Source organism: Microcoleus sp. B3-D2 (assembly GCF_036705345.1).
Lineage (GTDB): Bacteria > Cyanobacteriota > Cyanobacteriia > Cyanobacteriales > Microcoleaceae > Microcoleus.
This window is the reverse complement of record NZ_JAUBUG010000011.1, coordinates 1-20,800: the sequence shown is the minus strand read 5'-3', so window position 1 is coordinate 20,800 and position 20,800 is coordinate 1. Positions and strand designations below refer to the sequence as shown.

General features: G+C 45.7%; 21 protein-coding genes. 12 read left to right on the top strand and 9 right to left on the bottom strand.

Annotated elements, in window-relative coordinates:
- Positions 1 to 98: 98 nt before the first annotated feature.
- The 3 genes from purU to thrC form a co-directional block, all read right to left on the bottom strand.
- Entirely contained in the window at positions 99 to 953 is an 855-nt protein-coding gene (gene purU / locus QUB14_RS06360) for a formyltetrahydrofolate deformylase (RefSeq protein WP_333216562.1), read from the bottom strand.
- Positions 954 to 1,066: 113 nt separating this feature from the next.
- Entirely contained in the window at positions 1,067 to 1,687 is a 621-nt protein-coding gene (locus QUB14_RS06355; RefSeq protein WP_333216564.1) for a Uma2 family endonuclease, read from the bottom strand.
- A 129-nt stretch (positions 1,688 to 1,816) separates the two neighbouring features.
- Complete coding sequence (gene thrC / locus QUB14_RS06350) at positions 1,817 to 2,941, bottom strand: threonine synthase (protein ID WP_333297117.1); 1,125 nt, start codon at positions 2,939 to 2,941, stop codon at positions 1,817 to 1,819.
- 120 nt (positions 2,942 to 3,061) lie between these two features.
- Here thrC and QUB14_RS06345 point away from each other — a divergent pair, with 120 nt between their 5' ends.
- The 4 genes from QUB14_RS06345 to QUB14_RS06330 all read left to right on the top strand — a co-directional run bounded on the left by QUB14_RS06345 (position 3,062) and on the right by QUB14_RS06330 (position 7,051).
- The gene (locus QUB14_RS06345; protein WP_333216565.1) at positions 3,062 to 3,343 is read left to right on the top strand and encodes a hypothetical protein; all 282 of its coding nucleotides are present in this window, start codon (positions 3,062 to 3,064) and stop codon (positions 3,341 to 3,343) included.
- 257 nt (positions 3,344 to 3,600) lie between these two features.
- Complete coding sequence (locus tag QUB14_RS06340; RefSeq protein WP_333216567.1) at positions 3,601 to 4,653, top strand: fatty acid desaturase; 1,053 nt, start codon at positions 3,601 to 3,603, stop codon at positions 4,651 to 4,653.
- 182 nt (positions 4,654 to 4,835) lie between these two features.
- Positions 4,836 to 6,341, top strand: coding sequence for an AAA family ATPase (locus tag QUB14_RS06335; protein WP_333216569.1), 1,506 nt, complete (start codon positions 4,836 to 4,838; stop codon positions 6,339 to 6,341).
- Complete coding sequence (locus tag QUB14_RS06330; protein WP_333216571.1) at positions 6,338 to 7,051, top strand: ParB N-terminal domain-containing protein; 714 nt, start codon at positions 6,338 to 6,340, stop codon at positions 7,049 to 7,051. Before QUB14_RS06335 ends, QUB14_RS06330 begins: the two co-directional genes overlap by 4 nt.
- A 124-nt stretch (positions 7,052 to 7,175) precedes the next feature.
- Here the strand turns inward: QUB14_RS06330 and QUB14_RS06325 are convergent, their stop codons facing one another.
- Complete coding sequence (locus QUB14_RS06325; protein WP_333216573.1) at positions 7,176 to 7,310, bottom strand: hypothetical protein; 135 nt, start codon at positions 7,308 to 7,310, stop codon at positions 7,176 to 7,178.
- Positions 7,311 to 7,654: 344 nt separating this feature from the next.
- On the opposite strand from QUB14_RS06325, the gene QUB14_RS06320 reads away from it, so the two are divergent.
- Positions 7,655 to 8,749, top strand: coding sequence for a Rho termination factor (modular protein) (locus QUB14_RS06320; protein ID WP_333216576.1), 1,095 nt, complete (start codon positions 7,655 to 7,657; stop codon positions 8,747 to 8,749).
- 153 nt (positions 8,750 to 8,902) lie between these two features.
- Positions 8,903 to 9,640 (top strand): Uma2 family endonuclease, encoded by a 738-nt coding sequence (locus QUB14_RS06315; RefSeq protein WP_333216578.1) that lies wholly within the window; start codon positions 8,903 to 8,905, stop codon positions 9,638 to 9,640.
- A gap of 40 nt (positions 9,641 to 9,680) precedes the next feature.
- On the opposite strand, the gene QUB14_RS06310 is transcribed toward QUB14_RS06315, so the two are convergent.
- The 3 genes from QUB14_RS06310 to QUB14_RS06300 all read right to left on the bottom strand — a co-directional run bounded on the left by QUB14_RS06310 (position 9,681) and on the right by QUB14_RS06300 (position 12,035).
- Positions 9,681 to 10,016 (bottom strand): XisI protein, encoded by a 336-nt coding sequence (locus QUB14_RS06310; protein WP_333216580.1) that lies wholly within the window; start codon positions 10,014 to 10,016, stop codon positions 9,681 to 9,683.
- A complete protein-coding gene (locus QUB14_RS06305; protein WP_333216582.1) occupies positions 10,004 to 10,420 on the bottom strand; it encodes a XisH family protein in 417 nt (138 codons plus the stop codon). Before QUB14_RS06305 ends, QUB14_RS06310 begins: the two co-directional genes overlap by 13 nt.
- A gap of 85 nt (positions 10,421 to 10,505) precedes the next feature.
- On the bottom strand, positions 10,506 to 12,035 hold the full coding sequence (locus QUB14_RS06300) for a phenylacetate--CoA ligase family protein (protein ID WP_333216584.1): 1,530 nt from the start codon (positions 12,033 to 12,035) through the stop codon (positions 10,506 to 10,508).
- 304 nt (positions 12,036 to 12,339) lie between these two features.
- Between QUB14_RS06300 and QUB14_RS06295 the strand changes: the two genes are divergently transcribed.
- The 4 genes from QUB14_RS06295 to QUB14_RS06280 all read left to right on the top strand — a co-directional run bounded on the left by QUB14_RS06295 (position 12,340) and on the right by QUB14_RS06280 (position 17,489).
- Positions 12,340 to 14,244, top strand: coding sequence for a serine/threonine-protein kinase (locus tag QUB14_RS06295; RefSeq protein WP_333216586.1), 1,905 nt, complete (start codon positions 12,340 to 12,342; stop codon positions 14,242 to 14,244).
- Between the two features lie 80 nt (positions 14,245 to 14,324).
- Positions 14,325 to 14,594, top strand: a complete 270-nt coding sequence (locus QUB14_RS06290) for a hypothetical protein (RefSeq protein ID WP_333216588.1) — start codon at positions 14,325 to 14,327, stop codon at positions 14,592 to 14,594.
- Positions 14,595 to 15,166: 572 nt separating this feature from the next.
- Positions 15,167 to 16,513: an EAL domain-containing response regulator gene (locus QUB14_RS06285; protein WP_333216590.1), complete on the top strand. Its 1,347-nt coding sequence runs from the start codon at positions 15,167 to 15,169 to the stop codon at positions 16,511 to 16,513.
- 313 nt (positions 16,514 to 16,826) lie between these two features.
- Positions 16,827 to 17,489, top strand: coding sequence for a response regulator (locus QUB14_RS06280; RefSeq protein ID WP_333216602.1), 663 nt, complete (start codon positions 16,827 to 16,829; stop codon positions 17,487 to 17,489).
- Between the two features lie 226 nt (positions 17,490 to 17,715).
- Here QUB14_RS06280 and QUB14_RS06275 read toward each other — a convergent pair whose 3' ends face one another.
- Together QUB14_RS06275 and QUB14_RS06270 are read right to left on the bottom strand one after the other, a co-directional pair.
- Positions 17,716 to 18,432: a pentapeptide repeat-containing protein gene (locus tag QUB14_RS06275; RefSeq protein ID WP_333216592.1), complete on the bottom strand. Its 717-nt coding sequence runs from the start codon at positions 18,430 to 18,432 to the stop codon at positions 17,716 to 17,718.
- Between the two features lie 198 nt (positions 18,433 to 18,630).
- Entirely contained in the window at positions 18,631 to 19,830 is a 1,200-nt protein-coding gene (locus tag QUB14_RS06270) for a phosphoglycerate kinase (RefSeq protein ID WP_333216594.1), read from the bottom strand.
- Between the two features lie 183 nt (positions 19,831 to 20,013).
- On the opposite strand from QUB14_RS06270, the gene QUB14_RS06265 reads away from it, so the two are divergent.
- Both QUB14_RS06265 and QUB14_RS06260 read left to right on the top strand, forming a co-directional pair.
- Positions 20,014 to 20,427, top strand: coding sequence for a universal stress protein (locus tag QUB14_RS06265; protein WP_333216596.1), 414 nt, complete (start codon positions 20,014 to 20,016; stop codon positions 20,425 to 20,427).
- A complete protein-coding gene (locus QUB14_RS06260; RefSeq protein ID WP_333216598.1) occupies positions 20,417 to 20,560 on the top strand; it encodes a hypothetical protein in 144 nt (47 codons plus the stop codon). Before QUB14_RS06265 ends, QUB14_RS06260 begins: the two co-directional genes overlap by 11 nt.
- The last annotated feature ends 240 nt before the right edge of the window (positions 20,561 to 20,800 follow it).

Here is a 20,800-nt window from a genome sequence, read left to right as displayed (position 1 = left end):
CTTTGGGATTCGCTGCACTTGGCTCGTGCAACTGGAATTTATATTAATCACCGAGCGATCGAAGGAGTAACAAACCCGATCGAGCTCATGCCTAATTTTTAAGCAAAAACCACCGTCCGATTGCCATAAACTAAAACACGATTTTGTAAATGATATCGCACGGCTCTTGCTAACACAACTCTTTCTAAATCTTTACCTTTGCGAACCAAATCAGACACTTCATCGCGGTGACTGACGCGCACAACATCTTGTTCGATAATCGGGCCAGCATCTAAATCTGGTGTAACATAGTGGGCTGTTGCACCGATAATTTTTACCCCTCTTTCATAAGCCCTTTCGTAGGGATTTGCACCCACAAACGCGGGTAAAAATGAATGGTGAATATTAATCACATTGGGAAATTTTCTGATAAAGTCTTGACTCAAGATTTGCATATATTTAGCCAAAACTACTAAATCAATATTATATTTTTTAATAATTTCTAACTGTTGTGCTTCTTGAATAGCTTTATTGTCTTTAGTAATGGGAATATACTCAAAGTCGATACCGTATTGTTCGGCAATAGGCTTTAAATTTTGATGGTTGCTAATAATCAAAGGTATTTCACCTCTGATTTCTTGCGCTCGCTGTCGCCAAATCAAGTCTAATAAACAATGATCTTGACGGCTTACAAAAACCGCGATCCGCCGAATTTGATGGGAGAAATGCAGTTGCCAATTTGCTTGTAAATCCTTGGCTATTTCACTAAAAGCAGGTGTTATTTGTTCGGTGGTTAAATCAAAATCATCTAATTGCCATTCTAGCCTGCTCAGAAATAATCCGGCGGTAAAATCTGTATGGTGATCCGCGTGAATGATATTGCCGTTGTGGGATGCGATAAAATTGGCAAGTAAGGCGACGAGTCCTTTGCGATCGGGACAGGCAATTAACAGGGTTGCAGTAGGGCTAGTCATAATATAATCGCTAAAGTTTTATTGATGCTCCGCACCATATAAGCTCTTTGAAGTTATTCTGTAGGGTGTACGCTACGCAGCTTACTGTTACTCGAACTACCGCCGTTTGGTAATCAGGAATTTAAAATACTGCTTGCTCCGAAGATTTGTTGTGCGGTTAACTGCAAGTCTGGGAAGAGTGAAGAAATCAGTCTATCGCTCTTTTGAAACAACTGTTTTTGATACTCATCTTCTCGCAGCATACAAATCGTAATTGTCGGCTGTTTGGGTTTGCCAATATATTCTCTGCCGCCAATGCCCAGATAATCCACAATCCAATACTCAGGCACTCCCAGCAGTGCGTAATCTTCAACTTTGCGGGCGTAGTCGTTCTGCCAATTGGTGCTGACGATTTCAGCGATTAGTTTAATTGAGTTTCCCGATGTAATTACAGGTTCTTGTTGCCACAAAGGTTCATTAATTAGTTGAGTTCGATCTACTACAAGTACGTCGGGGCGAAACGCTGTTGCTGATCCTAATAATTTGATGAGACAGCGAGGGGGAATAAAGTAGGGTAGATCCACACGATCGATTTCTACATTGAGTTTTCGCCCGAGGAAGGCGGATACTTGTTCGTGCGGCCCCGTTGGTTCCTTTTCGGTTAATTCACCATCGATTAGTTCGTAACGCTGGCTGTCGCCAAAGTTGGCAATAAATTCATCAACACTTAGAAGTTTGGCAGGTGATTGAACCATTCTGTTTGCTCCTGGTGATGAATTAAGAATTTTTTTAACGAACCGCAGAGGACGCAGAGGACGCAGAGGAAGAGAAGAGAGAGAAGATGACAAAGAGTTTTCATATTTCCCTGTTCCCTCTTCCTTTTTTTAAAATCCCATCGCCCCAGCTACTGCATCCAAAGTCGGAGCAATACCGCTTTTAAACAGATTGTTGCTGTGATTAATTGCGGTATCCGGGTCTTTCAAACCGTTACCAGTCAACACGCAAACCACCGTCGCCCCAGTCGGAACTTGGTCTTTTACCTTCAGCAAACCGGCCACAGAAGCTGCACTCGCCGGTTCGCAGAAAATCCCTTCCTGCGATGCTAACAAACGGTAAGCGTCCAGAATTTCGGCGTCGGTGACTGCGGCAAAACCGCCGCGGCTGGCTTCGGAAGCTGCGATCGCCTGTTTCCAGCTAGCCGGATTCCCAATCCGAATTGCCGTCGCCAGGGTGTCCGGGTGCGCCACCGGTTCTCCCGTCACCAACGGTGCAGCCCCGGCCGCTTGAAATCCCATCATCTGCGGCAGGCGCGAACATTTTTTGGCTTGGTGGTATTGACAAAAACCCATCCAGTATGCTGTGATGTTTCCCGCATTTCCTACGGGAATGCACAGCCAGTCTGGGGCGTCGCCTAAAGCGTCCACCACTTCAAAAGCCCCGGTTTTCTGACCTTCCAAGCGGTAAGGATTCACCGAATTTACCAAAGTCACGGGGTAGTTAACAGCCATTTCGCGGACAATTTCTAGGGCTCGATCGAAATTTCCGCCAATCGAAATGACTTCCGCACCGTAAAGCAAAGCTTGCGCCAACTTGCCCAAAGCCACGTAACCCTCGGGAATCAACACGAAAGCTCGCATCCCCCCGCGTCGGGCGTAGGCGGCGGCGGCGGCCGAAGTATTGCCGGTACTGGCGCAAATTACTGCCTCGGCACCAGCTTCCTTCGCCTTGGAAATCGCCATTGTCATCCCCCGGTCTTTGAAACTACCAGTGGGGTTGAGGCCGTCGTATTTCACCAGGACGCGCACGTCTCGACCAATGAGAGAGGCGATCGCCGGTGCTGGAATCAGGGGAGTATTGCCCTCTTGGAGAGTGACTACCGGCGTGGTTTCCGTCACCGGCAGGTAGGGGCGATAAGCTTCGATCAAGCCCGGCCAGCCGTAGCGTTTCGGCGAGGCTGCGCGGGCAGCGGAGTTAACAGCAGAGTCAGTAGTAGGTAGAATCAGGGTCACGATGTCAAGGGTTTTAGGCAATGGCCGAAGAATTTACACTAATTTTAGCTCGATCGGTTAATTTGATGTTTAATACGATCGGTTCAGGTTAAAGTATCTTAATGGTGTGAGTAAGTAGAAATGTCTACACAATTACTGATGTCAAATAGTTCATCCACTCTTTCAAGACCTCAAACCGAGGCTAGCAATTCCGAAATGGCTAGTTCTTCGGTTCGATCGACCAGTTTTGCCCGCAAAGTAGATTCGGTGAAGTGCCCGTACCAAGCCGATCAGCAAGTTAAGTTCCTGCACCTGCAAGCGGAAATCGACTCCTTGCTGCTGCAAGTGCAAAGCCTCAAACAGCAACGCTCGATCGCTGGCTTGCCGGCTCTCGACCCGATTTCTGGTAGCAACAGCAATTAGCAGACAACAGCCGCTAATGCTAACTGTGCTTCCCCTGTGTTATAAAAACAAAGGTTTTGCTACCCGCAGTATTTTTTGCCAAAAGTGCTAGAAATTCCTAACTGCGGATAGCGATCGCTAGCATTTGCTAAAACGCGTTTGCCTACTGCTCAACTCGTCTGCCACAAGCTGGCAACGAGCTGACATTTTATTGCGCTTTTTTATGGCGCTAATTTGTTAAGCCATCCTCATGGCATACGGAGAATCGAAATCTATTTATGACAGCATCGATCGAAAAACCACTAAATTTGACATCCGCAAGTGACATTTCCAACCTGCGCCTCAAAGATATTCTCAAAACCCTGCCGCGGGAAGTGTTCGTCAAAAACCCCCGCAAAGCTTGGACAAAAGTAATCGTCAACGTTTTGTTAGTTGCTGTCGGTTACTGGGGCTTAGCAGTATCGCCTTGGTATCTACTGCCCTTGATGTGGATTTTCACAGGCACCGGATTAACCGGTTTTTTTGTGATCGGTCACGACTGCGGTCATCGATCATTTGCTAACCGCCGCTGGGTCAACGATTTAGTCGGACATCTCGCATTTCTGCCGTTAATTTTTCCGTTTCACGCATGGCGGCACGGACATAATTACCACCACAAGCACACCAACAAAATGGGCGAGGATAATGCTTGGCAGCCGATGACAGCAGAAGACTACGCTGGCGCGTCCAAGCCTTTACAAATAGCTTATAGTTTAATATTCGGTCGGATGTGGTGGATCGGCTCGATCGCCCACTGGGCAAAAGTACACTTTAAGTGGTGGCGCTTCAAAGGCAAACAGCAGCAAGAACAAGTGCGGTTTTCAGTTTTTGTCGTTTTAATCGGTGCTGCGATCGGATTCCCGATTTTAATTGCAACAACAGGCATTTGGGGATTTGTCAAATTTTGGTTGGTGCCCTGGCTGGTTTACCATTTCTGGATGAGCACTTTTACGATCGTCCACCACACAGCACCAGACATTTCATTTAAAGAACCCGAAGAATGGAACGAAGTCCAAGCGCAACTATCGGGAACAGTTCACTGCGATTATCCCCGCTGGATAGAGTTTCTGTGCCACGACATTAACGTCCACGTTCCCCACCACCTTTCAACTGCTATTCCCTGGTACAATTTGCGCCTCGCCCACAGCAGCTTAAAGGAAAATTGGCAAGATCATCTCTACGAAACAGAATTTTCTTGGTCTTTAATGAAGCGGATTGCCGACAACTGTCACCTATACGATCCGGCTGGCGGCTATCAAACATTGCAGGAATTTAACGCTCAAAACAAGTAAGTTTGAAACGGGATAAATCCCTAAACAACCCGGTTTTTTAAACAAAACCGGGTTTTTCGATATTACAATCCGTAGCCTTTGTAAGGTGCGGAATGCGTACCCTACTTTCAATCTCACAATCCGTACCATTATTAAATCAGTCATTCCCAATCTAAAATCTAAAATCTAAAATCTAAAATCGAATGACTTTCAATCCCAATAACTGTCGCAACGAAAGCGAAGTAGAAAGCAAACTCATTGTCAGCTATCTGCTACCAAAGTTAGGCTATACGCCGGACACTTGGCACCAAGAAATCGCATTTGGGAATATTCGTCTAGACTTCCTCTCATTTGCCACCCAAGTTATCCCCATAGTTGTCGATGCAGACTCGCCAATGAGTGTAGTTATGGAGGCTAAACATCCGAAGGAAAATTTAGACCGCCACCGGCGAAAACTCCATCGCTATTTAACAAGTTTGAGCATCCGCTACGGCCTCATAACTAACGGTAAAGAAATTAGAATTTACCAAAGAGTCGCCGATGATATTCAGCTAGTCTTTAAGTGTGCTGGACAAGACCTTGAAACTAGAATTGATGAAATTATCGCTTTAATTGGCAGAGATAGTTTAAATTTTATAAAAAATCCCGATAATCCCAAACTGGAAGATAGTAAAATTAATTTTGTTAGTCCTGAGTTAATTACCGAAGTCCCAGTACAGCCAAACAATCCCGCCACCGAAGAACCGGAGCAAAGCCAAATCTCAGAACCGGAACAAATACCTGAAAATTATCCAGTTAATATTCAAGTAAAATCAGATGTAACCGTTCCCCAAAAAACTCAAAATACGATGAAAATCATTGCAGTGTACCACAATAAGGGCGGCGTTGGCAAAACTACAACTGTAGTCAATTTAGCGGCAGCGCTGAGCAAAAAAGGTAAGAGAGTCTTGGTAATCGACTTAGACAGTCAGGCAAATACAACCTTTGCGACAGGTTTAGTTAAATTTGAGGATGAAGAACAAGACGATTTGAAAGATTGCAACATTCTTCACGTTTTGCAATATGAAGATGGTTACTCGATCGCAGAAGTAGCTCGCAAGTCAAGTTTTTGCCATCCCGAAATTGATGTGATTCCTTCCCACATCAATTTAATGCACGAAGAAACCGAATTCAATCAACTAGATTACAGTCGCCTGATTTTAATTCAGAAACTAGCAGTAGCACAGGATAAATATGATATTGTACTGATCGATACGCCGCCCTCTTTGAATTTTTACGCCAGAGTTGCCCTGATTACGGCGGATTATTTAATTATTCCTTCTGACTTAAAACCTTTTGCCAATCAAGGATTGGTTAATGTCAAGGATTTTATCAAAACAGTCAACGGATTCAAAAAACTAATCGGCAAGAAACCTTTAGAAATTTTAGGCATCCTCCCTTGCAAGATATCAACTAATAATAAATTTGTACAGTATAGTTTGCCCAAGCGGAGGGAGGCAATTCCCAAACGCTACGCCCTGGAAATCATGGACAGCGTAATTTACGAGAGAGACGATTTAGCAAAGTGTGCAGAACAAATGCAAATCGTGGGAAATATGGAAATCGCCGATCCCATTTCAGTGCTAGACTTTAAGCCTGATTCCATCGCATCCCAAGAATTTGAAATGCTAGCAATCGAAGTTTTGGAAAAAATAGGTAAATACTCATGAAAAAATTATTTCCGTCCCTGGTTGCAGTGAAAAGAATTACTTCCACAGTGCCCCGTTCCAATTTTGCAGAGCCGGATCTGGATAAATTAGCGAGACTGATTTTAGAGTCAGGAGGATTGATTAATCCGATAATTGTCCGCCGAAACGGTATGGATGCTTACGAAATAGTAGACGGAGACTTTGAATACTACGCGGCGGCGAGAGCAAAGGAAATAGATGCTCTCAAAGGCGAGACAATTGGAGCATTCATCCTGGAAGAAGAAAATGAAGGAATTCTCCTCGAACAACTTGAAATTCTCAGAAAAACCGCAATCACTGAGAATCCGACTGTAAGTGTGGTTCCGCAACCGTCCTCCAGCTTTGAACAGCGGCTGACCAATATTGAAACTCGATTGGAAAACAGAATTAATGAATTGAAAGCCGAGTATACGCAGGAAAAACAGGCGTTGATAGAGAGGGTTAAAGATGTTGAAAGTCGGATTCCAAAACCTGTTCCGCTGTTGGAAGCACTCAACACTCAAGATAAATTCAAATTGGCTACAAATTTGAAAAATGCTGGCATAAAAGCTCAAACAATAGAACAAATCATCAAAGAGCGAGATTTGCAGCAGTTTGCATCTTTTGACAATGTGTTGGAACGCATGAAAGGTAAAGGGTTAGGCGAGAAAACAATGATTAAGCTTATTGACAAGTGGCAAAAATATTTATAAGCTTTCAGCCATCTCAATTGCATTTTTGGGGCGCTCAAAGCCCGCCCGACAAAAGTTGAAAAACCCGATATGACTCGGCGGTTGAAACCCATCCTATACAAACTTCCGTCCCTCTCGCTTGAGACTAAAGAATAAAGGGGATATTAAAGCTGGCTTTCGTATAAATCGCAATTTCGATCGCCACTCGCAACGCCAGCCCGATCGCCCTGACGCCAAAAAAAGTAAAGATGAGTAAAGCACTGTATCCTTGGTGTCCCACAGCCAGTTAAACTCATCACAGTAGCTTTTTTAGGAATTGCAGTAACTTTTGCCGTAGCTTGCGGGGCGGGACGCCATCGCCCGGGCTGTCACCGCACAGCCAGTCACACAGTTACAGCAGCAACGCCATATCTCCCCCAGATAACCGAGTTCGATCGCAGACGGGGAAGACTCAGCCCAAGAAACCCTTTAACTTACCACGGTCTGGGTAAGGTGTTTGTCTCGCACCTTACAATTAGAGTCCTTGGGTTAGTCCTGCATCCCTTAAAACGCAGGCTGTAAAGTGCAAACATCCATAAATACCTACACACCAGATTTTAATGACAAAAGGGGACTTGTAACAAGATGGATCGATCGTCCGATCAAAACCGAATAGTTGAATATTTGCGGATTAAGCCAATTAGTCACAGTCAGATTTACACTTCCCAAATTGCAGTACCAGAGCTTCAGAAGGGCGAAATTCCTCGCGAACGCCGCGAAGCTCTCAGGAGAAGTCTGATCGAGCAAGGCAGCAATTTGATTCCTTTAATTGTACGTCGAACAGAAGCTTACAGCAACGAAGAAGAATATGAAGTTGTTTGCGGCTCAGATTGGTGTATTGTTGCTAAAGAACTCGGCATCGAGCAAATGTGGGCGTGGGTATTTGAAATGACCGACGAGGAGGTAGCTGTTGCTCAAGCAGAGATGGAACATTTAGCTCCGCAACCGACTCAGAAACCTGCACAAATTGAGACTCTACTGCAAGAATTTGAGCTATCATTTCAAAAAAAGGTAGAGAGTCTAACAAAACAAATAGAACAATCTGTTAAAAAAAATGAAGACCTGCTAAAAAAGCACGTAAAAGCCCTGACTGAGCATAATTTTGAGCGTAACCAAATAGAACAGATTAAGCATTTGCTCGAACAAGTGGAAAAAGCATTTCATGAAAAGGTAGATAAAATGGCTAAAAAAATTGAACAATCGAGCAGCAACCTTCCGCCAACATCGGCTGTTATTTCTGAGGTAAATCTTGAAGGTGCTTTGAGACAGTTGGATGAACTGGAAAGACTGCTGTCAATAAAATTAGAACGCACAGTCCAAACAATTAATCAGTTTGTTTCCGAGGCCATTGAAGACGTAGAAAATGACCTGAAAAATCAAATTGAAACGCTCCGCGCCCAACTGGGAGCCGCAGCGACTAACTCAGAAAGACAGCCCGAGGTACAGCCGAAGAAGCAGTCAAAAACACAGTCGAAGAAGCAGTCGAAAGCACAGCAGAAACCTCAGTTACCGCAGTTGCAGTTAGAGTTGCCGTTTCCGTCCCCTTCCCCAGAAGAAGACTACGAAAGTCTTTCGCTGAGACGGTTGAAGGCGATCGGCAAAGACAGGAAAGTGCGGGGCTACGCGCGCATGAAACGACCGGAAATTCTGGCGGCTCTCAGACAAGCTGACGGCAGATAAAAGGGTAGTTGCTAATAGTTAAAAACTAATTATTGGCTGTTCGATCGCGTTTTTGAGCAAAAAGCGCGATCGGGCTTTCAGAATCGTCCTCGGCAGAGATATGAAAAGCTTGCTAAAATAGACACAAAACCTCTTACTCCTCACCAAGCAGCCATGTCCGCAACCGCAGAATTAGCTACTACCCAAGAGATACTAGAACAAGAGATACCAGAAAATGTTATCTTTCCTTCAGGCGATTTATACAGTGACGAACCTCCCGTGGAAACAGAACTGCATCTCCGACAAATAATCCTACTCCTCAACTGTCTAGAATGGCTGTGGCGAGATAGAAACAATTTTTATGCTGCTGGAAACCTCACCATTTATTACAGTCCCAAGCAACTCAAATCGAAAGACTTCCGAGGCCCAGACTTTTTTGTGGTACTCGGAACTGAACGAAAAACTCGGAAAAGCTGGGTAGTTTGGGAAGAAGAGGGAAAGTACCCCAATATTATCGTTGAAATCCTGTCTCCCAAAACAGCGGATATAGACAAAAACTTTAAAAGACAACTCTATCAAGATACTTTTCGCACTCACGACTACTTTTGGTTTGACCCAGAAACTTTAGAATTAGCTGGGTTTCATTTAGTTGACGGGGAATATGAACCAATTGCACCGAACGAATTCGGACATCTGCGGAGTCAGCAGCTCGATTTGAGTCTCGGAATTTGTGGCGGAAAATTGCGTTTCTTTACCGCAGAAGGAGAGCTTGTCCCTACTCCTGAAGAGGTTGCAGAAAGGGAGACTGAACGAGCCGACCAAGAGGCTCAACGAGCCGGACAAGAAGCTCAACGATCCGATCGCCTGGCCGCGAAACTGCGAGAATTAAATATTGATCCCGATACAATTTAGCGATCGTCCTTTCCTTCAAGTTTCCTGTATTTAAGCGCGTTTAGGCGATCGCATATCCCGTATGTTGCCGAACATGATACGGATGAAACCCTAAAACTATCTTGTCTTTAGGCACTCCTAATTCTACAAGTTCTGGGGTAATTCCCGTTTCTATACCATCTTGTTGAATCCAGATTTTGCCGTCGATAATTTCCACATGGACGACACACCCGTGAATTCTTTGAGGCCCTTGCCAGCCTTCGTGCATCAATAAAAAATTGTTTTGTTCGCTATCAACAATAACGCTGTTTTTAACTTGTCCGTAACTGTTAGGAATACTGGCATAACTCTCTAAAACAGTGCGAACAATTTGGCGATATTCATCTAGTCTATCCATCTGATAATTATCTCCCTGGATGAATCAAAAACAATTAGTTTTAGTCTTTTTTTTCGTAACAAAAGTTGCCCCAGTGGCTCCGAAAAAATATCTAGATAAACTTCTTCCCGAACAGCCAGATAGATATTACGTTCGGGTTCCGAAAGCTCTAGGATATCTTCGTAGACAATATACTGTCCAAGAGCTTCTTCTAAGTCATGAACGGGTGAAATACTCAAAAAACTTTTTACTTCTACAGCAATTTTGCGACCTTGCTTTTCGGCAGCCAGTATTTTTTCTGCACCCAAATCGACGAATAGTGAACGATCGCCAATTTCTAGAGTTAAGGGATCATTTGTTATCGTCCACCCGTCTTTTTCTAGAGCTGTTCTGACAGTATTGTGGTAGATGTCTTTTGCTGGCATATTTTAAGCTGAACCATCAAATCTCACCCTAATTATAGAATAACATAAGAGTTTTGAAAACTGATAACTCATCAATTCAAACTACTTACTGCCGCGTGTATCTGTGCTTCACCCCAATCGGAAAATACTCCGCATCGCCCATCGCAGTTAATGTCACCACAGGTAACTGATATTCTGGCGGCACGTAATTAGCAAATTCGCTGTTTAGCCGCCGCAATTGCGCGAGAATTGAAGATGCGATCGCCTCCTGCATCTCCGCGTCGCCCTCCACCCCCGCTGCTAATTCCACAACCACCGATAAAAACCGATTTTGATCGGGATTTTCCTTGACTTGCAGCACAAATTTTCCAGTCACCCATTCCCGAATGGTGGGAACTTCTAAACCTACGGTGACATTTTCCGGGTAAATGTTGGCACCGAAATAGGAAACGGTAAAGTGCGATCGCCCGAATACATAGACAAAGGGCAAGCAGCGAATTCCTCTGGGGAAATCAGAAACTTTCATAGCTGCTGCTTGCTGCAAATGCGCCACAGGGTTAAATCCCCATTCAGCCAAAAAATTGAGCATTGCTTCGTAACAAATTAAACCGCCGTTATCCGAGATGTGATAGCGTATTAGCGGGATGCCATTGTCGCCAGAAAATAACAGCGTGCCGTCATTATTCACTTCAAAAAAGCGACTTTTCGGATCGTACTGCACCAGCGTTGGCAACCGCGATTCCCCGAATAAATTGCGTGCTGCTTCCGGCTTCTTTGCTAAAAAGCGGCGGATGCAAATGCTCAGCGGTGTCTCGTTGCCCAAAACGCCCGCGTCTGCCGTACCGTAAAGGCTCGCAGAGTTGTAATATAGATTGTCAGAATTAGTGCGATCGCTCACCAAACTCCGCCATTCTTCGCTAAACACTTCCCCGGCAAACACCATCTTAATTCGGTATTTTTGCCACTCCACACCGCCAGCAATTCCGCTATCAATCACATCCTTGATAAACGGCGGATATCCCAACAATACTACTTGCTCGAAATGCTCCCCAAGTTCCTGCACAACTCGGAATATTTCAGTCTTATTATTCCCGGGCGTCACAACTGTAACTGGATAGCCCTTACTCGCTAGATAGCGGCAGCAATTCGCCGTGTACATTCCGCCTACCCAAGTTCCCAACGCAAAGCAAATGACAGCTAAAGTTGAGCGATTGTCGGCGTAAAAACTGTCGTGAAATATTTGTTCAAAACGAGCGGCAATTTGCAACTCGTCGCTGATAAAACGCGGCCAAAATGTCGGGTTTCCTGTCGAACCCGATGAAACAGCAATGAAATCGCAAGTTTCTAATTTGCCCTGATAGCACAACTGAGGTAGCGGGTGACAGCGTAAATAATTCTCTTTGGTAATTAGCGGCAATTTTTGGAATTCTTCAAAGGTTTGAATTGAGGCGGGATTGATGTTGAGTGCAGCTAGGAAAGTCTGGTAAGCTGGTACTGTGGCCGCGACTTTTTGGAAAAGCGCGATCGCCCCGGATTCGGCAACTCGATTCTGCTGGTGTTGCAATCGTTCCTCAAGCGGCGCCCTCAAAAACTCTTCAAACCCCCCCATTGCTCGCTGACGCTGTTCTGGCTGCATGATTGGCTCCTTAAAATGGATATTTTGCACCTCGATCGCTCAAGATTCAATTAGTAGCGCGGCGCGACCCGATCGCACATTGGGCTGGACACTAAAAATTTGAACACATTTTGAGGTCGATCGAAAATATGTCGCACTGGATAAACTTCAATAGCACGAAACCGCTGTTTTCACAATAACCACAGGGGATAGCCAAGCTGCCGCTCGACTAATAAACACTGACACACTATGTCAAGATTAATTCAGCGATCGCCCAAAACTCCTAGTCTCAGTCAAGCGTGAAAATCCGACGCAGCAAGTTCCAATGAACAATCCCATCTACCCCGGCATAACTCTCAACAACCACTACCGCATCGTCCGCGAATTGGGACACGGAGGCTTCGGGCGCACCTACCTAGCTGAAGATGCCCACCGATTTAACGAACCCTGCGTTTTAAAAGAATTTGCGCCCCAAGTACATGGAAGTTACGCTTTACAAAAATCCGAGGAACTGTTCGAGCGGGAAGCAGGAGTGCTCTACAAGCTGCAACACAATCAAATCCCCCGCTTCCGCGAACTCTTCCGCGTCAGTATCAGCGATCGAGGCTACCTATTTCTCGTCCAAGACTACGTGCCCGGCCAAACCTACCGCTTTCTGCTCGACGCTCGCAAGCGTCAGGGTTTGCGGTTCATAGAAGCAGAAATCAATCAACTGCTGCTCCAGATTTTGCCAGTGCTCGAATACATTCACTCTTTGGGAGTGCTTCACCGCGACATCTCCCCCGACAACCTGATTCTGCGGAGTTCTGACGGAATGCCAGTGCTCATCGACTTCGGCGGAGTAAAACAAGTCGCCGCCACCGTAGAGTCTCTTTTCGCTGAGGCTAACGGCGCTCCCGGCCCCGCGACTCGCATCGGCAAGCTCGGCTACGCTCCCGTCGAACAGATGCAGATGGGCATTGTCTCTCCCCACAGCGATTTGTACGCTCTGGCGGCCACGGTTTTGGTGTTGCTGACGGGGAAGGAACCGCATCAGTTGCTCGACAGCCAAACGCTGAATTGGAACTGGCGGGCGGAATGTTCTCTGTCTCCCAATTTGTCCCTGGTGCTCGATAAAATGCTTGCTCAACAGCCGAGCCAGCGTTACTCCTCGGCTCGCGAGGTAATGCTCGCTCTCTCCGGCAATCCCCCTTTACAGCCGCCTTTGCCGCCAGCCCCGGATTTTGGGATCGCGCAGCCGCCGGATCTCTCGCCTATACCCGTGCCCGCCCCCGCGCCAAAACTGCCGGGAACTCCGGTGCGAGTTGCTGCTATTGGCAATCAGCAAAAAATGCCTGCTTGGAAAATGGTTTTGTTCGTGGTGGCGGTGCTCTCAAGTATGGGGGGAGTTGGCTGGTTGGCGGGCAATTCTTTGTTAAATCTACAATCAAAAGTACAGAAAGTTCCCCAGCCTCCAAACCCGAAGCAGCAGCAAGAAGATGCTTTGCAAGATCGCTTTGTAAAGCTCAAAATTGACGATCGATTCTATAACGGTTACGTCAACCTTGTGGACGAGACTTTCTATGCCAAATACCCGGAATTGGGGGGACGATTGTTAAAAGAAGGCGAAGAAGATCGCCAATGGCGCGAAAGGTGGCAGAAAATCGGCGAGGAGTTGCTCGATAAGCTGGAAAACCTCAGCAGCGACGCTAGAGCGCGGTTGGGCAGTTACGACACCACAGATATCGATCGCTGGAAAACTGAGGTTAACAACCTGAATTTGAGCAGTCGGGCTTTGTACGATTTGGCTGATGCTAGGTTCTTTTATTGGTTTCCACAACAGCCGCGCGATCGCAATCTCATTGGTTTGCCGATCGGACAAATTTGGCAAGCAATTACCGCCGACGAACTCGAAGCCTTACAAGCTGGAGCAACTATCGAAAGCGTTGAATTTGACCGCCTCTCGAACAGCAAACGCCTCACAGGCAATCTCAAACCCGGAGAAGGGAAAGCTTACATTGCCAGGTTCGCTCAAAATCAAACTTTGCGCGTGAATTTGCAAGCACCGCGCAAATCTACTCTACTGTCAATTTATACTCCGGGGCGGACAAAGGGCGCGCGAGCTTTGCTGGAAGATGCAGAGGGGCTTAGTTGGTCTGGATTGCTGGATGATGCTGGTTATTATGAATTCGTGGTAGTTTCTCAAGCATCTGAGCCGAGCGCTTACGAGTTGAACCTGACGGCGGAATAACTGCTATTGACGCTCTCTATCCACCCAGGCAATAATAAGGTAATACCAATCAGACAAGTTGTCGGGTTCAAACAAAGAATATGCTGAGATTCGCGATCGTAGCTTTAGTGACTTTTGGGTTAGTATTAGTGACTGCACTAGGTTTACATCCGGCCAATGCGACAGTCAGCACTCCCGAATTTTATGCTTGGAACTTTGCCTCTGTAGGCAGTAGCGAGCTGGTTTGTAAAAAGACCGTGGTAGTTCCGCAAGACCGGATAATTCCGTCATCATCCATGCACGCTGTCACTATCAATTCTGCAATTGTAGATGAAAAGTTTTGCGCGAATTCCACTAAGCCCGTGAATTAAGGTCGTGGATAATATGATTTCCGGTTAGAGAAGCATAATTAAGTTCTCCGTTAGTCGATTTGAGAGTTGAGATTTTAGATTCACTTCACAGATGAATCTGGCAGGTTGAACCTTAATCTAAAATTTTATCTCTCCACGACTGTTGTCTGAAAGCAAGTATCCTTTTTTGGGCGCGCTCAGGACTCTGCCTCCTGATTCATCCATTGAGATAAGACTATAGTTGTCAGTACAAATACAGACTAATTATGAATAATTAACCGGAAATCATATAAGTGATTGCCTGCATCCGCGCACTTAAACTGTTAGCTGAATTTTTTTTTATGAGAAATCTCGGCTATTTTGTAATAAAAGTTTATTCAACGATTCGGGCGCAACAGTTTTCTGCTCTTGAAAAAGATCGAAATCTTCCCTATTTGGGCAGTTATTTGATTGTGACTTAAGAACCGAGGAGAAATATTCAGCCATTTGGCTTATCATTTATTGGCTAATTAGCTGAAGTATTAATTTGCTAGTTTGAGTATGCTAGAGTTAGTCAGGTTCAGATATATAGTGCCATCTGTTATCTAAGTATCATGCTCAAAATTTTGGTGATTGAAGACGACGAATTAATCCGGGAAACTCTTCTGCAACTCCTGGAATCTCACAGCTACCGGGTCATTGCGGCTGAAAACGGTCGAGCTGGGGTGCAGATGGCACTTTCGGAGATACCCGATTTAATTTTGTGCGATGTGCAGATGCCGGAACTCGACGGTTATGACGTGTTGCGGACTCTGCGGCAAAACTCGCTAGCTGCAACAATTCCATTTATTTTCCTCACGGCTCAAAGTGATAAAACCGATTTTCGTCGGGGGATGGATTTGGGGGCAGACGATTACCTGACAAAACCGTTTACCAAGGCTGAATTGCTGGGAGCCATTGCTTCTCGCGTCTTGAAACGGCAAACTATTACTCAACCGCTGACAGTCGCGCTTCACCAAGCAGAAGCCAGACTCAAAGATTTAGTTAACGACTCCACCAAGGTTACGACTCTCTCTCCTGAAAAGTTTGCTCTCGAAGCTTTGCTGCGCCACGCTTTGGCACAAGGTGAGTTTCAGGTATACTATCAGCCACAAGTGAATATTGCTACCGGCCAAGTTATCGGCGCGGAAGCTTTAGTGCGCTGGCAAAATCCCGATCGAGGTATAATTTCTCCCGTCGAATTTATTCCCTTAGCAGAAGAAACAGGTTTAATTATTCAGATTGGGGAGTGGGTACTGCTTTCAGCTTGCGCTCAAGCCGCTAGTTGGGTGGCTGCAGGGTTTTCGCCCTTTACAATATCAGTAAATTTGTCTGCGCGACAGTTGTCAGACCCGGAACTCAAGGCGCGAATCGTGCAAATATTGGAAACTACAGGTTTAGATCCTGCTAATTTAGAATTAGAAATGACCGAAAGCGCTTTGGTGGAAAATGCGACAGTAGCAGGCGCTACTTTAAACGAACTTAAAGCTCTAGGAATTCGGATTGCTATTGACGACTTCGGCACCGGTTACGCTACTTTAGGATATCTCAAGCAATTTGCTTTTGACAGTTTAAAGATCGATCGAATTTTCGTCCGTAATGCCAACGAAGATACTCAAAATGCTGCTATTACTACAGCAGTAATTTTACTGGGTCACAGTTTGAATATGACTGTAATTGCTGAGGGAGTGGAAACAGAAGCAGAACTAGATTTTTTGAAACAACATCAGTGTGATATCATGCAGGGCTATCTGTTCAGCCGCCCCGAACCAGCAGCGATAATTGAAAGTATGTTGGTTGCCGGCCCGAGTTTGTTCGCGCCGTCCCCAGCAGCAGGACATGCTGGCGTTGTCCCTTTTGTACCTGTGTCCGAACCCGAAAAATCTAAAAACCTTTCAATGTCGGGTCTAGGAATAGTGTAAGTGTCACCAAGATTTCTGTATAATAGGATAAAATTCTTTCTTTTACCTTCTATTTTCTGCATAAAAGTTGACGCTACCTCATAAAAAGTTGTAGCTTTTGATGATCGGCGAATCAAAGAAGGAGATTGTTCCCCATATTCCTCTACTGCTTCCCCTTTTATGCGCTCGGCGCCCCTAATTGGAATATTTGAGAAATTGTGGCGTCTTGAAATTGCGAGCCTTCATCAAGTGGCAGCAGGTAAACTCATTTAAGTTCCTACTTTGGGACTGGCAGTTTCAAGAACTGTCCAACTGGAATTGGTGCAAGCCTGTCATGGAAAGAATATTAGTGGTTGACGACGAAGCAGACTGTCAAACAGTCTTAGCAATGTACTTGGAAAGTCAAGGATATCGGGTGGAATGCGCTACTTCCGGGGTTGAGGCGCTCTCGATTTTTGAAAATGCCCCCCCAGATTTGGTAATTTCAGATGTCATGATGCCGGAAATGGACGGGTTTGAGTTTTGTCGCCGTTTGCGAACTACCCGTTTGGGACAGTTAGTCCCCTTTATATTTTTGTCGGGTCAAGGCGAGTTGGAGTCAAAAGTTGAAGGTCATTCGATCGGAGCTGACGATTATCTGGTAAAACCTTTTCAGTCTGAAGAAATCTTAGCTAAGGTAAAAGCGCAGTTAGAACGCTCTCACCGCATTCACGCCGAGATTGTCCGACTGCTTCAAACTTCTAGCAGGGCGGTGGAACCACAAGTGGTGGCAGTATTGCCAGCACCTGCACCTTTGCCTTTAACACCAGCCGAGGAAAGAGTTTTTTGGGAAGTAATCCAGGGTTATACTAACAAACAAATTAGCGATCGGCTGTTTATTAGCCCCCGGACTGTGCAAGCTCATTTAGGCAGTATTTTCAGTAAATTACAGTTAGAAAATCGTGCCCAGCTTGTGAGATTTGCCCTAGAAAGAGGATACAAACCACCTCAAACTTAGCTCGGAGATCAACATAGGGTGCGCCAGCCAGTCAGTGGATTTTAGATTTTAGATTTTAGATTTTAGATTTTAGATTTACTCTAGAGATTCATCTGGGAGCTGGAACTTTAGTCTAAAATTTTGATCTTTCCACGGCTAAAGTCGGGGGCTTCTATCCGTTTTTGGGCGGCATCAAAAAGCCCCGTAGCTGCCAAAAAAATGGAGGCTGACGCACTCAGCAAGCAGATTATTCCACATTGAAAACACAATAAGGAAAATTAGTTATCACGCAAACCCCTGACCCCAAATTCGTACCTCGCAAGTTGGCACGTTGCAAATCTGCCTGCCGCACGTTATTCGCCGCATCAATATTTGTCCCGGTCAATTGAGCCCCAGGAAGCCTAGTATTTGACAAAATAGCATTCTGCAAATTAGTATCGCGCACATCGGCGAAAGACATATCGGCTCCGCTTAAATTTGCACGATGCAAATTAACTCTAAACAACAGCGATCGCCTCAAATCGGCATTCGACAAATTAGCTTGCAGCAGATAAGCTTCCCCAAGATTCGCATTAAAAAGTTTAGCACCGCGCAAATCCGCACTCGTCAGATTCGCTCGCCCCAAAAAAGCATTAGACAAATCCGCATTTCGCAGATTAGCCCCATTCAATTCAGCACCGTACATCTCGGCATTAACTAAGTTAGCATTTGCCAAATTAGCATCACTTAAATCCGCTTCTAGCAAATTAGCTTCATAGAGATTTGCTCCGCTTAAATCCGCTCCTCTTAAATTAGCTCTGTACAAGCTAGCCTTGAACAAATCAGCATTTCTCAAGTCACAGCCCTCGCACTCTTTACTTTCCAGCAATTGCCTAACATGATCTGGATTTTGAGCTTTAACGGGAGCTGGCAGCCCAAACAAAGCTAAACAGGCCGTTACAGTTGCCAAGAGTTTAAGTTTCACAAACAAACCTCACTGCTACTTCAAACAAATTATACTAGCAAACTGTAGGCTTTAAACCTATATCCTTTCTCCTTCTCTCTTTTCTCTTGCTCTGCATTCTCTGCGCCCTCTGCGGTCAATCTTCAAAAACATGATTCGCAGCCAAGGATTTATACCTGCTTCCAGCAAGGCGGGCTTTGCCCGCCCTACTTAACTTAATTAAGCTTCATCTAAAGCAGCAACACCAGGCAATTCCTTACCTTCGAGCAGCTCCAAACTAGCACCGCCACCAGTAGAAATGTGGCTCATTTGTTCACCTAAATTCAACTGTTCCACAGCCGCCACCGAGTCACCACCACCGATAATTGTGGTAGTACCAGTTTTAGTAAGTCCAGCCAAAGAATGAGCGATTCCTTCAGTTCCCACAGCAAACTTCTCCATCTCAAACACGCCCATCGGCCCGTTCCAGATTACAGTTTTGCAATCGGCCAAAGCATCTTGGAAAGTTTTCACAGAATCGGGGCCAATATCCAAACCCATCCAACCGTCGGGGATGCTTTCAACAGAGACAGTTTGAGTGTTAGCATCAGCAGCAAACTTGTCAGCAACTACCACATCAGTAGGTAACAGAAAAGTAACTCCCCGTTCCTTCGCCTTAGCTTCCAAAGACTTAGCCAATTCCAGCTTGTCCTCTTCCACCAAAGACTTGCCAACGCTCAAACCGCGAGCTTTGTAGAAGGTGAAAACCATGCCACCGCCCAACAGCAGTTTGTCGCACTTTTCGAGCAGTTTTTCAATGACTCCAATCTTGCTGGAAACCTTAGAACCGCCGATAATAGCAGCTAAAGGACGCTGAGGATTGTCGATCGCACTGCCGAGATATTGCAGTTCCTTCTCCATCAAAAACCCAGCCACAGAAGGACTCAGATACTTAGTAACGCCCTCTGTAGAAGCGTGAGCCCGGTGAGCCGTACCAAAAGCATCGTTGACATACAAATCGGCCACAGAAGCTAAATTCTTAGCAAATTCCGGGTCGTTTGCCTCCTCCTCTGGGTAGAAGCGCACATTTTCTAGCAAAACCACATCGCCATCTTGCATCGCGGCGACTGTAGCAGCGACTTCATCGCCGATGCAGTCATCAGTCTTTTTGACTTCTTTACCCAACAATTCCGACAGCCGTTTAGCAACCGGTGTCAAGCGCAACTTCTCCGTCACACCCTTGGGACGGCCGAAGTGGCTGCACAAAATGACCTTAGCACCCTTGGACGCTAAATCTTGAATTGTCGGCAGAGCCGCCCGGATGCGAGTATCATCGGTGATATTGCCGTTGTCGAGCGGCACGTTAAAGTCCGCCCGCACCAGTACCCGTTTGCCCGATAAGTCCGATGCCGATAAATTTGCTACAGTTTTTTTTGTCACAGGATTAACCTCCTAATATGTGTGTTTTTGTGGAATTCCGTTGAAATGGCGGCACTGGTCACTTGCACTTGGGCCTCGGACGCATTCAACCGCGTCCGTACAAAAAACGGAAGATGAAACAAACGGCACTGATTGGCTCAACGTAAACATTTTATCGGAGTCCGCGTCCCGGAGATGCGCAGTATGTTCAAGACTGTCTTATTTCCTGTAGATCAAAGCCGAGAAGCCCGCGAAGCTGCCGAAAAGGTGGTCAATATCGTGAAAACCTACGCCTCTCGCTTAGTTATTCTCTCGGTAGTCGAGCCCCCAGCCGAGGAGGCCGGCGCCCCGGCGCGAGAGGTGATGACTTCCCCCGAAGCCGTCGCCAAACTTCTTTCTGAGGCCCAATCGATGTTTTCCCAGCAGGGAATTGAAGCTGAAATCATCGAACGGGAAGGCAAACCTGCTTTCACGATTTGCGATGTGGCTGACGAAATTGGGGCCGATTTGATTGTGATGGGCTGTCGGGGGATGGGTTTAACCGATGAGGGGGCGTTTGACAGCGTTACCAATCGGGTGATCAATCTGTCTCCTTGTGCAGTTTTGATTGTGCCTTAAGGAAGGAAGAAGGAAGAAGGAAGAAGGAAGAAGGAAGAGGGAAGAAGGAAGAAGGAAGAGGGAAGAAGGAAGACGGAATAAGGAAGAAGCCAGAAAGAAAACTCTTTCTTTTTACTTAATTTCAGCAGTGTAAGTTAGATACCTAACAGCTTACTTTTTCATTTTCCCTTTTTCATTTTTTCTTTTCCCTCTTCCCTCTTGCCTCTTCCCTCTTCCCTCCTTACTTCTTGATTCCTTACTTCCTGATTGCCTCCCTAGTTCCTTCCTTTGTGATTCTCTCTTTCCTTACACTCATCGTAAGGATTCAGGTGGTGGGTATTGACAAGTGTGATCCTGGAAAGTAGAATATAGCAATTATGAAAAAAAACCTGCC